Source organism: Photobacterium gaetbulicola (assembly GCF_003025515.1).
Classification (GTDB): Bacteria; Pseudomonadota; Gammaproteobacteria; order Enterobacterales; family Vibrionaceae; genus Photobacterium; species Photobacterium gaetbulicola.
In genome coordinates, this window is the sequence record NZ_PYME01000007.1 from 143616 (window position 1) to 156939 (window position 13324).

Here is a 13324-nt window from a genome sequence, read left to right on the forward strand (position 1 = left end):
TATTCGTAACCGTTTACCGATCAGTTTCTTGTTTGGTAATGCTGCCAACTTCCAGCATGGCGGCAACATCAAGGTGCTCTGCATTCATCATCGAAGAAATTCGCTGTACAGAAGACAGCAGCAGCGATTGCTCCCATTCTTCCAAACGGTGGAAGCGGGCAACAAAATCTTCTTGCAGCGGTGGTGGTGCTTTTGCCAGCAGCTCTTTTCCTTCATCGGTTAGGTAGGCGTGGACTTTGCGCTTGTCCAGTTTGCTACGCTCACGGATCACCAAGTGACGCTTTTCCAACCGGTCGAGAATCGTTGTGGCTGTTGCTTGGCTCATGTTGGTGTTGTTGGAAAGCTGACGGATAGTCACTTCGCCGGAGTCGCGTATTGCGCGCATCAACACTAGCTGGGGGCCGGTTAAACCAGCAAGCTTGTTTAATTTGCGCGAATGCAGATCGATTGCTCGGATGATTTGGCGCAGGGCAATCAAGACTTCTTCGTGCTTGTCCATATTACTCTCCTAATTAGTGCTCGGCGAAATTACAACAAACCGGCGAAAGTTGGAAGCCTTACTTTTCATAATGTTGTCTCGATCTGATTTGTTCCCGGTGAAAGGTGAAGCTCATCGGTAAAGAAAAAGCATTTACATTTTCTTACAGCCATAGTTATCACATTGGAAATGAAAACGATTCCCATTTCAATTGCTGTTTATGGGTGTAAAATAGCTTTCACATGGATGAATATATGATTAAGACACAATTCTCTCGTAATTTGATTATGGCTGCTTTTTGGGCGGCTCCCGCTGACATTTCCAAGCAGCAAAGGGGCATCGGGGTCTATGCGCCGTATACTGCTCAATCTTGGTTGATGCGTCTGGCGTCGGTGTTAAGGACGGTAAATGGCTTATCGGCACGGGAGCCGGAAAAGTTATATCAATTAATCTGCCCAAGTCGATGCTGTCGGTATAAAGCACGGTGATGTGGGACAATCACTGGAATATTGTCTGAAATGAATGGGCTACCGGTTTTGCACTAAATTGGTGCTGGTAGATTGTTGTTCTAATAATCGCAAAATATGTCAAATATCCTGACAACTGTCAGGATTTGAAACATTACTAACTGGCAATGGCGGCTAAATTTAGTCCGTCGTCACAGAGCAATTTGCCATAATTATGATAACGGCAATGAGGAGTCAGTTGGTAATGTTAAAGCTCAGTCGTATGGGGCTTGTCCTGATGTGTGTCTTCTCTCAGGTGAACCATGCTGAAGAAGATACCTGGCCGGTACAGCCTTTGTCTGCAAGGGATCAGCTGGAGCAGCAGTTCTCGGATGATATTCTGCAGCAAAAGAAAGCCCGACAGTGGGTGCATGAAGTCGCCAATAACATCGCGGCCATACGCTATGTTGATCAGCTGGCCGATTTGTACCAGAGCATCGGCTTCGTCCCGCTGTGGCAGGATACCTTCACTGCCAGTGATTTTGAACAGCAGCTACGCATGGTGGTGCTATCGAATATCAGCAGTGATTTCAACCGCCGCTATTCACTTTTAAAACACTACAAACAGGCAAATGACTGGCGCCAGTACGATCTGCTGGCGACCGATACCCTGTTTGCCTACATGAGCTACGTCGAGGGGATCCCGTCGTATGGCCGGGGGTGGTTGTTTGGTGCCGGGGTTGATCCCCAGCTGCCAGTGCCTTCCCAAGCTAGCCTGTCCCGTCTGTATAACGCGATCGATACAGAGCGGCTGCGGTTTTATGTCAACAGCCTCAAACCAGACGACGAAAACTATACCCGGCTGCTGCTGGCCATTGATGCCCTTGAGCCTGCGGCCAGCGGTGACTGGCCCGGGTTCTACCAACCGGGGATCATCCGGATGGGGACCCGGCTGCGTGATCCGGATGCGCTGATCACTATACTTGAACAGCTTGGCGATCTGCGGGATTTCGAGGCTGATCAGATCCGGGCTGCAGGTATACGTACCTACAATGTTGATCTGGCTAATGCGGTTAAGAGCTTCCAGCGCCGCCACGGACTGAAGGAAGATGGGGTGATCGGCCCGCAGACTCGGCAATGGCTGGCGATCTCACCAAGATCACGTATCCGTGTTCTGGCTCTCAATGCCCAGCGCACCCGGTTATGGCCTTCGGATGCCGCATCACTACTAGTGGTGAATATCCCCAATTACGCACTCAGCCTGTGGCTTAATGATCGGCATGTGCTTGATAGCAAAGTGATTGTAGGCCGGCCGAGCCGGAGAACGCCACTGCTGACCACCAATGTGTCTTCGGTGGTGTTCAACCCATACTGGAATGTACCTATGTCGATTATGCGCAAGGATATTTTACCAAAGGCGCAGCGAGACAGAGGGTACCTGCACCGTAATGGGTTTGCGGTGATAAGAAGCTGGCAGAGTTCCGAGCAAATTCCTATCCATACCATTGATTGGCGTATCGTCAATGCTAAGTCGTTCCCGTACCGGTTGCGGCAAAAACCGGGCAGGAAAAATGCCTTGGGTAGGTTCAAGTTCAACATGCCCAATGACCATGCGATTTATTTGCATGATACCCCCGCCAAGAGCCTGTTTGCCAAAGAGACCCGAGCGTTCAGCTCTGGTTGCGTCAGGGTAGAGCAGGCAGATAACCTGGCGATGATTTTACTCAATCACTCTGGGGTGCCGGAGCAGCGGGTCAATGAGCTTAAGTCACGTACGAAAACCAAGACAGTGGGGCTGTCCAACAAAGTCAAGGTCCAGGTGATCTACCAGACAGCCTGGGTGGATAGCGACGGCTTGGTAAATTACCGTAACGATGTTTACGACTATGACAAGTTCGTTGCCATGTCTCAAAACCAAGAATTATTTACATCTCTTTACACTGAATAAACTGCTTTTGCGTCAATAATTAGGCGATCTTTGGTGGAAAGATCGCCGAGTTTTTGTCATTTCAAGGTTTGACTGAACAATATCTGAACGCTATCTTGCTTCTCCATTGAGGAATCCCGGTAAGGGTTGCGTTATCGTGCCCGGAGTAGGCCAGAAGTTAGTTGTTGTTGAGTTATGTCTGAAATTGATTACAAGCGCCGTCAGCTTCTGGCGGCTGGCGGAGTGGCGCTTGGCGCGTGTTTGCTGCCAAGCTGGGCATTAGCGAGTCCGTACAAAGCAGGAAGTGCGCGTCAGATATCGTTGCATAATATTCATACCCGTGAAGAGCTCGAAAGTGAATTCTTCAACGGGAAACTGTATGTCAAAGAAGAGCTGCAGAAAATAAACTACATTTGCCGTGACTTCAGGCGCAACGAAGTCGCGAACATGGACCGGCGTTTGTTCGATGCAATCACCGAGATCCAAGCGGGGCTGGGCCACAAAGGCCAGGTTCGGATTATTTCAGGCTACCGCTCGCCAGCGACCAATAAAGCACTGCAGAAAAATGGCGGTGTCGCGACAAAGAGCTATCATATGAAAGGTCAAGCGATTGACTTCAACCTAGAAGGTGTCTCTCTGTCACGGATCCGCAATGCTGCACTTGATTTGCGTCTAGGTGGTGTAGGATATTATCCACGTAGCGGGTTCGTCCATATAGATACTGGACCGGTTCGTCGCTGGTAATGGCTAGTTTGCCTAGCTGCGTGCCCTAACCCAAACCGAATAATTTCAAAGCCGACACTTCCTCCCTCTCTTGGTAGCTGTCGGCTTTGCTGTCTCTTGCGTCCGCTGTCTTTCCCCCTGTTGCTGCACTGCGGTTTTTGCTATTCTGCGGCAAGAACTGAAATCGCTAGGAATTATCAATGAGCCTTCAATTTGAAATTGTGCCGGTCACTCCGTTTCAGCAAAACTGCTCCATCATCTGGTGTGATGAAACCAAGGAAGCCGCAATGGTTGATCCGGGAGGTGATATCCATCTTCTGAAAGAAAAAGTGCAGCAACTGGGACTGACTGTCACCAAGCTGATCTTGACCCACGGTCACTTGGACCACGTAGGTGGCACTGCACCGTTGGCTAAAGAATTGGGTATTCCGGTGGTTGGGCCGCACAAGGAAGACGCCTTCTGGCTTCAGGGCCTGCCTCGCCAGAGTGAGATGTTCGGCTTTCCATTAACCGAAGCGTTCGATCCTGATCAGTGGCTGGAAGACGGCGACACCGTTGCGGTGGGTAACCAGACATTGTCGGTACTGCATACCCCGGGCCATACGCCAGGCCATGTGGTGCTCTACAGCAGCGAGGCAAACGTGGCGTTTGTCGGTGATGTACTGTTCAAGGGAGGCATTGGCCGTACCGACTTCCCTAAAGGTGACTACCAGACCCTGATTGATTCAATCAAGGGCAAACTGTGGCCATTGGGCAATGACGTGACGTTTATTCCGGGTCACGGTCCGATTTCGACCTTTGGCAGTGAGCGTGCCTCGAATCCATTTGTTGCCGACGAGATGCCGCTGTACTGATGACAAAGCAGCCCAGATTAGTCTGGGCTTTTCCCCCTTGTTTTTTGTGACTACTTTCACGTTTCTTCTCTCCTCTGGCTGGAAATAGGAAATTTTCCTAACTGTCCTAAGTCCGGTTCTCAAGCCACCTTTTATCAGCCTCCCTACAATGCCTGCCAATGGTCTTCTTGCAGTTTGCTTAACTGGCGAGTAGGGGCTGTTGAAGCTTTACCTTTCTCGGTGCCGATTGCAGCGCTTTGTGAGGTTTCAACAGACCCTATTCGGCAGGAGAAAGCCAGAACGCGCAGCAGTTGCTGCAGATAACGTCGAAAAAGTATTGAGGGTGACACATGCTTAAACTCCTTGATCAGGTGAGAAAGCCAACACTGGATCTGCCTGTAGAAGAGCGCCGTAAAATGTGGTTCAAGCCATTTATGCAATCTTACCTGGTTGTGTTTATTGGCTATATGACCATGTATCTGATCCGTAAAAACTTCAACGTTGCTCAGAACGACATGATTTCTACCTACGGTTTGTCGATGACAGATCTGGGTTTGATCGGTCTGGGCTTCTCCATTACTTACGGTATTGGTAAAACAGTCGTTTCTTATTATGCCGACGGAAAGAACACCAAACAGTTTCTTCCTTTCATGTTGATTCTTTCCGGTATTGCGATGTTGGGCTTCAGTGTCAGCATGGGAGGCTCGAGCGCCAGCCTGTTTATGATGATTGGCTTTTACGCGCTCAGTGGTTTCTTCCAGAGTACCGGTGGCCCGTCAAGCTATTCGACCATCACCAAATGGACGCCGCGCAACAAGCGTGGTACTTACCTAGGCCTGTGGAACATGTCCCACAACGTGGGTGGTGCGGGTGCGGCCGGTGTTGCGCTATTTGGTGCTAACTACCTGTTCGACGGCCACGTGATCGGTATGTTCATCTTCCCGTCAATCATCGCATTGGTAGTGGGTTTCTTGGGGCTGCGCTTCGGTAGTGATTCACCGGAAGCATACGGCCTGGGTAAAGCGGAAGAGCTCTTTGGCGAAGAGATCAGCGAAGAAGATATCAGCGCTGAAGAAAACCAGATGACCAAGCGTGAAATCTTCATGGAATACGTGCTGAAGAACAAGATCATCTGGCTACTGTGCTTTGCTAACATCTTCTTATACATCGTGCGCATCGGTATCGACCAGTGGTCAACGGTATACGCTTACCAGGAGCTTGGCCTGTCAAAGGAAACCGCTATTTCTGGTTTCACCCTGTTCGAAGTCGGTGCGCTAGTTGGTACGCTGATGTGGGGTTACCTATCTGACTTGGCGAACGGTCGCCGTGCGTTGGTTGCCTGTGTGTCTTTGGTATTGATCATCTTCAGTCTTGAGTTTTACCAGCATGCAACGAATGAGTACATGTACCTGGGATCGCTGTTTGTGCTTGGCTTCCTGGTGTTCGGCCCGCAACTTCTCATTGGTGTTGCCGCTGTTGGCTTTGTGCCAAAGAAAGCGATCAGTGTTGCCGACGGTATCAAGGGAACCTTTGCTTACCTGATCGGTGATAGCTTCGCGAAACTGGGTCTGGGTATGATTGCCGACGGTACGCCTATCTTTGGCCTGACCGGCTGGAAAGGGACATTTGCTGCCCTAGATACCTCCGCGGCTGTGTGTATTGTCTTGCTAATCTTTGTTGCCATCGCGGAAGAGAAGAAAATCCGCCGCGAGAAGCGCCAGCAGAAGCAGCTTGAGCTAGAAACAGCGTAATCGCGACAACGAGATGCTTTACCTAAAAAACTGCCTGCGGGCAGTTTTTTTATGCCTGATTTCCATCGGCGGCAGGCTGCAAGTTCACTATTTTCGAATAATTACATTCCAGCCTTGTTTCAACAGGGCTGAACAGGTAGGTTATGCCTCTTTTTCGCCTTGGGGGACAAAAAATGATCAACGTCGCATTGGTTGATGATCACATCATTGTGCGGTCTGGATTTGCGCAGCTGTTGATGTTGGAAGACGACATCCACGTAGTGGGCGAGTTCGGCTCGGCGAAAGATGCCCGCCAAGGACTGCCGGGCAGCCAGGCCAATGTATGCATTCTCGACATTTCCATGCCGGATGAAAGCGGTTTGTCATTGCTGGCCGATCTGCCGGAGGGGATTGCCTGTATCATGCTCAGCGTCCACGATAGCGCCTCGGTGGTTGAAAAGGCACTGGAGGCGGGGGCCCGGGGATACCTGAGCAAACGTTGCAGTCCCGATGAGCTGGTCCAGGCGGTCAGGACCGCGGCGGCGGGCGGCTGTTACCTGACACCGGATATCGCGATAAAGCTGGCGACGACGGCGAAGTCTTCGTCATCGGTATCCCAGCTGACCAAGCGCGAGCGCCAGGTCGGGGAGATGCTGGCAACCGGATTGGATGTCAAAGCCGTGGCGACCGAGCTTGGCCTTAGCCACAAGACCGTCCACGTCCACCGGGCCAATGCCATGGACAAGCTCGGTGCCAAGAACAATGTTGAACTTGCCAAGCACTTCGATACCGAGGTGTTGTAATGCGCAACTTTGCCCTTACCACGCTTGGTGGGTGGCTGCTTATCGCCTGTGCCTGGTTTTGCCTTTGGGCGATCGCGTCGTATTTTACCCTTGACCCCGAGCTGGCTGTGTTTCTGTTTCCTTTCGCGTTGCGGATGGGAATTGCTTTGCATTGCCCGAAAAAATACTGGGGGGCGGTTTATGGTGCCGAGTGGGGGCTGATGCTGGCACTGGCTCCGCAGGTCGGTAATCCGTTATGGGAGGCAGCCTTGTGTGCCAGTGTTGCCAGCGTACCGTTGTTGTGGGGAGCACACGGCCAATATTACGGCTCCCAGTTGCGGCGGCTATGCGTGATGGGGACGGTGATCGGTTTGACGGCGTTGCTCAATGTTGCGATATCGGGCTGGTTCAGCGAGCACAGCTGGATGGTGTTGCTGGTCAGTATTACTGGCGGGTTGATGCTAGTCCCTAGCTGTTACCTGATTTGGAGCTACTTGTTCCAACAGGCTTGGATCCCGCTTACGGTGGATCTGGTGTCCAGGCCGGTGGCTTTGCGGGTACGGCACATCTTTTTCTATGCCGGGCTGTTTATTGCCAGTATTGCGCTGCAACTTGGTCTACCGGACGAAATGCGCCGGTTTGCCCCTTTCTGCTTGGCGATCCCGATCATCTTGTTGGCATTTCGTTACGGTTGGCAGGGGGCGTTGCTGGGGACGCTGCTCAATAGTGTGGCCTTGATAGCGGCCCGCAGTACGGGAAGCGATCTGGAGGTGACGGACTTGCTACTTTCGCTCTCGGCGCAAAGCTTAACCGGAATTTTACTGGGCATGGGGATCCAGCGTCAGCGCGAACTGAATCAGCAGCTGCGTCTGCAGTTAGACCGCAACCACAGTCTTTCCCGTCAGCTGGTCAAAGCCGAAGAGTCGGTGCGGCGCGATGTTGCCCGTGAGCTGCATGATGAAATTGGCCAGAATATTACGGCTATTCGTACTCAGGCATCCATTATCCAGCGGGTCGAGACCACCCCTGTCGGCGCGGGGTGTGCCGGGATGATCGAAAACCTGTCGCTGAATATCTACGACACGACCAAAGGGCTGTTGAGCCGGCTGCGGCCCAAATCACTCGATGATATGGGGTTGGCCGATTCTCTTGAGCAACTGATACGTGACTTGGAATGCGAGGCGCTCGGGATTAACGCGGTCATCACTTGGCATTGCAACGGATCCGACCCTGACACCTTGAGTGATACCCTGAGCGTGACGCTTTATCGCCTGTGCCAGGAGGCGATGAATAATGTGGTCAAATATGCCAATGCCAGCCAGCTTGAACTGACTTTTGTACTGTGTGACGACACGGTTGACTTGACCGTGAGGGACAACGGCCGCGGCTTCAGTGTTGACCAGGTGATGCAGATGTCATCCTCGGGGTTTGGCCTGCAGGGAATGCGCGAGCGGGTCGAGGCACTTGGGGGGACGATTCAGATTGAAAGCCAGATCGCCGGAGCCAACCAAGGCACTGGTATCACCATCCAAATGCCCCTTTTGTAAAGTCGGCAGCAACCAATCGAAGTGAGAGCCTACCTGTGAAAGCGCCCATGTCAGGGATCGTAAAGTCTTCGCCCGCAACCGGGGCTAGTAATTATGGCGACAGTGTTGATGCGCGCTATCGCTACTGGCGCCTGCACATCATGCTGACCATGTATGTCGGTTATGCGGTGTTTTACTTTACCCGCAAGAATTTTAACTACGCCATGCCGACCATGCTGGTTGATCTTGGGTTGGATAAAGCGGATATCGGTTTGATGGGGACCTTGTTCTACATCACCTATGGTGCCTCCAAGTTTCTTTCCGGGGTGATTTCCGACCGCTCTAATCCTCGTTTCTTCATGGGCATTGGCCTGATGGCAACCGGTGTGGTCAACATTATGTTCGGCTTTGCTGATTCACTGTGGTGGCTGATGACCTTGTGGGTATGCAATGCATGGTTTCAAGGCTGGGGATGGCCACCTTGCTCGAAGCTGATGACGACTTGGTATTCCCGGTCAGAGCGCGGCTTCTGGTGGTCTATCTGGAATACCGCGCACAATGTCGGTGGGGCGTTGATCCCCTTGCTGGTCGGCTATCTGACCTTACACTACAGCTGGCGCCTGGGTTTTATTGTTCCGGGGGGAATTGCGGTGGTGATCGGGGCGGTACTGTGCTGGCGGTTGCGGGATAAGCCTGTCACCCTGGGGTTGCCGACCGTTGGCGAGTGGCGTCGGGATCGGCTCGAGCTAACCCATGAGCGTGAAGGATTCGGCCTCAACACACGGGAGATCATACGCAAGTATGTCCTGACCAATAAATATATCTGGCTGTTGGCCTTTAGCTATGTGCTGGTTTACGTGGTGCGCACAGCGATCAATGACTGGGGTAACCTCTACCTGAGTGAACAGCAGGGATACGGACTGATCCAGGCTAATATGGCGCTGTCGCTGTTTGAAGTCGGGGGATTTGTGGGCTCTCTGGTCGCAGGGTGGGGGTCGGATCGTTTGTTTGGCGGCAACCGCGGGCCAATGAATGTCATTTTTGCTATCGGGATCTTCCTGTCGGTAGCGGCCTTGTGGTTGATGCCGGTGAAAAGCTTCGCCTTACTGTCAGGGTGTTTCTTTTCGGTCGGTTTTTTCGTCTTTGGTCCGCAGATGTTGATTGGTATGGCGGCGGCGGAGTGCTCACACAAAGACTCGGTCGGCGCGGCCACCGGGTTCGTTGGGTTATTTGCCTATATGGGGGCGGCGTTGGCTGGCTACCCGCTCGCCTTGGTGATGGAATATTTCCACTGGACAGGCTTTTTTGTTGTCATTTCCGTGGCGGCAGGGGTGATTGGGCTGTTGCTATTACCGTTTCTCAAGGCTCAGGCCGCGCCTGCGGGAGTCTAGCTGGCGGCCAGATAGCGCCGTGCCAAACCGGCAAAATCGGCGGCCGGGCGATCGAGGAAGTCTTCCGAGATAAAAAAGTCGTAGCCGATCAGCTCGCGGTTGTAGTGCATCCGGTTGGCCAACATGGCTTGCAAGCCTTTGAGGGTATGCCCTGAGTGGGTGGTGTAGTGGTGATCGTCGAACATGATGTCTTCTATCTCGTAGGGCGGGTTATCGAGGCCTTTGTGGGCCATGACGAGCAAGATCCGTTGGTCGATAAGCAACTTAGTGGCGACCCGGGGACATATTGACTCGATGAACTCCTCATAGTTCTTGAGACGGATCCCTACCCAGGGAACGGGCTGGTGCCAGCCGTCTCTGGCAATGCTGGCTTGGGCGATGCTGTCGATATTTTTCCAGCGCGCCAACCACCCCCCGTAATGGCTGTGGAATTGGATATGCATAAAGGTCAGGGTAAATGACAGTTCTGGGCCTTGTGAGTACTTGTAGCCGACCAGCATCATGATACAGGCGCCAATCAGCAAGATGGCGACGACGGGCGGGGCCACGGTGGGAAAGATCACACCAACGAGCGTGGCAACGACGAAGCCGACAATGCCTGCGATAAACAGGTTCGCCTGGTAGGGGGTAATACCGGTGGTGATGTAACGGGTCTTCAAACTGTCACGCATAGTTAATACCGAGCCGTTTTGATCAACTTAAGTATTGTCGAAATGGCAAAAACGATCACCCAAGTTGTGATTTTATCATGAATAATGATTTATTAATTGCATATGGGTATTTATCCAGATGTTTGACGAAGATACAGAAATATCCCGGCATAATCTCATAACATCTTTTTATTTAGAGCTTTTTTCTGCCAGTCAGAAATAGTCAAAAATGAGAGGTGGTCGCTTATTTTTGAGTATAATCATCTTTTGTTGAGGATGAAATAACCGTTCGCTGGCATTTCTCTGACATCCTTGGTATAACACGCGCTTACTTTTTCCCGCTGGAACTATCGGTCTGATCGTTATGCAGGTTGATGGATGGTGGTGACTGAAAGTAGTGCAACGGAGTAGGAAATTTAATGAGAATCTCTCACAAACGTAAAGTTCAGCTGAAACTACAAAAGCGTCTTAAGGGCCTAGTAGTTGAAGCAAAACCAGCAGCAGTGAAAGCTGTTGTGAAAAAAGCACCAACTGCAGAAACAGTAAAAGCTGCTCCAGCGGCAAAACCTGTTGTTGAAGAAAAGAAGCCAGTAGAAGCGGCAGCACCTGTTGCAGCTAAAGTGTCTTTGACTCCAAAACAGCAGCAAGTGCTGGATATTGTGGTTAAGAATGCTGAAGGTATCAATCCGAAAGGTATTGGTCTTGAGGCTGGCCAGGAAGACAGCAAAGCGGCTTCTTGGGCGACTGGTGCGTTGAAAAAACTGACTGAAGAAGGTTTGGTTGAGCGCATCCAACTGGCAAGCAATAAAGTGCTATACAAAGCGCTTTAATTATTCCCATGCAATGAAGCGCGCTGTTTGATGCAGGGCGATTCGAGCAAGCTTTGGGTTTGCAGCCAGGCCCGTTCCTGATAACGTTCAGGGGCGGGTACTATCCCTCCCTATTTTATTTGGCAGCTACTGCCACCAGCCACACTTATGAGATTGTCTCAAAATTGCGTTAATGAGTAACTCAATGATAAACGTGTTGCATTCTCCTGTCGTAATGTCTCATCTCTGCTATAACTTATTATAAATAGACACCCATCAGTAACGTCTTGGTTTCCAGGATGTGTGTGCGGAGGCGAGTTTATGACAATGATAAGTGCTAGAGAGTTCTCCGATTGGTTACGCGTTCGTTTTGCTAATGAAGATCAAGGCGTGAGTTTGACCCGGGAAGACATCAACCAGCTTACGGGGCGCCAGAGCTTTTCACTGGGATTTGTAAACGACATCCATTATGAACTCATGCAGCATGGTATGGCATTTGTCACTGATACGTCACGAGAGATTTTCTATTTGATCCCTGTGACCAACAAACCTTGGCGCGAGCAGTTGGAGCATCAATACGAACGAGAGCTTTTCTGCAACGTGCTGCCATTGGACAAGTCTGGTTAACCTATTTAGGTCTCAGCATAAAAAACGGGCGCAATCGCGCCCGTTTGTCGTTTTTGCCAAGTTAGGCGATTAAAGTACCGCCGCGATACCTTTACACAGTGGCTGCATGTTTGCTTTGGTCATGCCGGCAACGCTGATACGGCCAGAGCCAACGATATAGATACCGAACTCGTCTTTCAGGCGGTTAACCTGCTCTTTGCTCAGGCCTGAGAAAGAAAACATACCGTTTTGACGTTCGATAAAGCTGAAATCGGCCTCGACACCCAGATCTTTTAGGGTCTGCACAAACAGGGTACGCATTTCCTGAATGCGGTCACGCATGTCGGCGACTTCCACTTCCCATTCGGCGCGCAGGGCGGCGTCGTTCAAAATCTCGGTCACGATCGCCGCACCGTGCGCTGGTGGGTTAGAGTAGATCACGCGGGCAATACTCTTTACCTGGCTGAACGCGGTCGTGGCCTCGGTGCTGTTTTTGGCGACAAGGGTGAATGCACCGACTCGCTCGTTGTATAGACCGAAGTTCTTCGAGAACGAGCTGGCAATCAGTAGCTCTTCGCAAAGGTCAGCAAAAATACGCAGGCCTTGGGCGTCTTCCTCTACCCCTTTGGCAAAGCCTTGGTAGGCAAAATCAAACATAGGTAGCAGTTGCTTCTCTTTGCACAGTTCCGCGAGCTGTTGCCACTGGGGTGCCTGTGGGTCGATACCGGTTGGGTTGTGGCAGCAGCCGTGCAGCAGGACTACGTCACCAGGGGCCGCTTGGGCGAGGTCTGCCAGTGCTGCGTCAAAGTCCATGTCTTTGCTTTGCGCGTCGTAGTAGCTGTATTGCACCGTCTCTAGGCCCGCAGCGGTGAATACACCGTTGTGGTTGGCCCATGTCGGGTTGCTGATCCATACTTTTACGTCGCCTAGCTGGCGCTTGATAAATTCAGCAGCCAGGCGAAGGGCACCGGTACCGCCAGGGGCCTGGGCGGTCTGCGCACGTTTTGAAGAGATGATTGGCGAGTCGGTGCCAAACAGCAGCTGCTGTACAGCCAGACCGTATTCTGCCGTGCCGGGAATACTTAGGTATGATTTGGTGGTTTCTTTTTCCAGCAAAATCGCTTCGGCTTTTTTCACTGTGGCCAGAACAGGGGTATTGCCTGATTCGTCTTTGTAGATACCGACGCCAAGGTTAATTTTCTCCGGGCGGGTGTCTTGTTTGAACTCTTCAGTTAATCCAAGGATCGGGTCGGCGGGTGCAGCAGAAATTTTCTCAAACATTGTCAATCATCCATGCTGGTAATGGTAAGGGGTCAATATGTTCTTTATACCTTTTAACACCGGCGATTGACAAGAAATTGTAACATCTTAGCCAAATAAAATATGATAGCAGTGAAATGTCATTAGTTCTCGCTAACATTTG

12 protein-coding genes are annotated in these 13324 nt (G+C 51.4%); 9 read left to right on the forward strand and 3 right to left on the reverse strand.

The window, feature by feature from the left end:
- Positions 1–13: 13 nt before the first annotated feature.
- Positions 14–499 (reverse strand): MarR family winged helix-turn-helix transcriptional regulator, encoded by a 486-nt coding sequence (locus tag C9J03_RS08380; RefSeq protein WP_044622966.1) that lies wholly within the window; start codon positions 497–499, stop codon positions 14–16.
- 690 nt (positions 500–1189) lie between these two features.
- On the opposite strand from C9J03_RS08380, the gene C9J03_RS08385 reads away from it, so the two are divergent.
- The 7 genes from C9J03_RS08385 to uhpC all read left to right on the forward strand — a co-directional run bounded on the left by C9J03_RS08385 (position 1190) and on the right by uhpC (position 9836).
- Complete coding sequence (locus tag C9J03_RS08385; RefSeq protein ID WP_052829733.1) at positions 1190–2872, forward strand: L,D-transpeptidase family protein; 1683 nt, start codon at positions 1190–1192, stop codon at positions 2870–2872.
- Between the two features lie 174 nt (positions 2873–3046).
- Positions 3047–3595 (forward strand): peptidoglycan L,D-endopeptidase MepK, encoded by a 549-nt coding sequence (gene mepK, locus C9J03_RS08390; protein WP_044622967.1) that lies wholly within the window; start codon positions 3047–3049, stop codon positions 3593–3595.
- 179 nt (positions 3596–3774) lie between these two features.
- Positions 3775–4428: an MBL fold metallo-hydrolase gene (locus C9J03_RS08395; protein WP_044622968.1), complete on the forward strand. Its 654-nt coding sequence runs from the start codon at positions 3775–3777 to the stop codon at positions 4426–4428.
- 329 nt (positions 4429–4757) lie between these two features.
- Complete coding sequence (gene uhpT, locus C9J03_RS08400; RefSeq protein WP_044622969.1) at positions 4758–6158, forward strand: hexose-6-phosphate:phosphate antiporter; 1401 nt, start codon at positions 4758–4760, stop codon at positions 6156–6158.
- Positions 6159–6331: 173 nt separating this feature from the next.
- Positions 6332–6940 (forward strand): response regulator transcription factor UhpA, encoded by a 609-nt coding sequence (uhpA, locus tag C9J03_RS08405; RefSeq protein ID WP_044622970.1) that lies wholly within the window; start codon positions 6332–6334, stop codon positions 6938–6940.
- A complete protein-coding gene (gene uhpB, locus C9J03_RS08410) occupies positions 6940–8466 on the forward strand; it encodes a signal transduction histidine-protein kinase/phosphatase UhpB (protein WP_044622971.1) in 1527 nt (508 codons plus the stop codon). The genes uhpA and uhpB overlap by 1 nt, the downstream gene beginning before the upstream one ends.
- 47 nt (positions 8467–8513) lie before the next feature.
- The gene (uhpC, locus tag C9J03_RS08415; RefSeq protein ID WP_044622972.1) at positions 8514–9836 is read left to right on the forward strand and encodes an MFS transporter; all 1323 of its coding nucleotides are present in this window, start codon (positions 8514–8516) and stop codon (positions 9834–9836) included.
- On the opposite strand, the gene C9J03_RS08420 is transcribed toward uhpC, so the two are convergent.
- Complete coding sequence (locus tag C9J03_RS08420) at positions 9833–10507, reverse strand: DUF2982 domain-containing protein (protein ID WP_082060582.1); 675 nt, start codon at positions 10505–10507, stop codon at positions 9833–9835. The two genes, uhpC and C9J03_RS08420, sit on opposite strands and share 4 nt — an antisense overlap.
- Positions 10508–10905: 398 nt before the next feature.
- Between C9J03_RS08420 and C9J03_RS08425 the strand changes: the two genes are divergently transcribed.
- Together C9J03_RS08425 and C9J03_RS08430 are read left to right on the forward strand one after the other, a co-directional pair.
- Complete coding sequence (locus tag C9J03_RS08425; protein ID WP_039464252.1) at positions 10906–11316, forward strand: hypothetical protein; 411 nt, start codon at positions 10906–10908, stop codon at positions 11314–11316.
- 300 nt (positions 11317–11616) lie between these two features.
- Positions 11617–11922, forward strand: coding sequence for a hypothetical protein (locus tag C9J03_RS08430; protein WP_039464248.1), 306 nt, complete (start codon positions 11617–11619; stop codon positions 11920–11922).
- A 69-nt stretch (positions 11923–11991) separates the two neighbouring features.
- On the opposite strand, the gene C9J03_RS08435 is transcribed toward C9J03_RS08430, so the two are convergent.
- A complete protein-coding gene (locus C9J03_RS08435) occupies positions 11992–13182 on the reverse strand; it encodes an amino acid aminotransferase (protein WP_039464246.1) in 1191 nt (396 codons plus the stop codon).
- Positions 13183–13324: the final 142 nt, after the last annotated feature.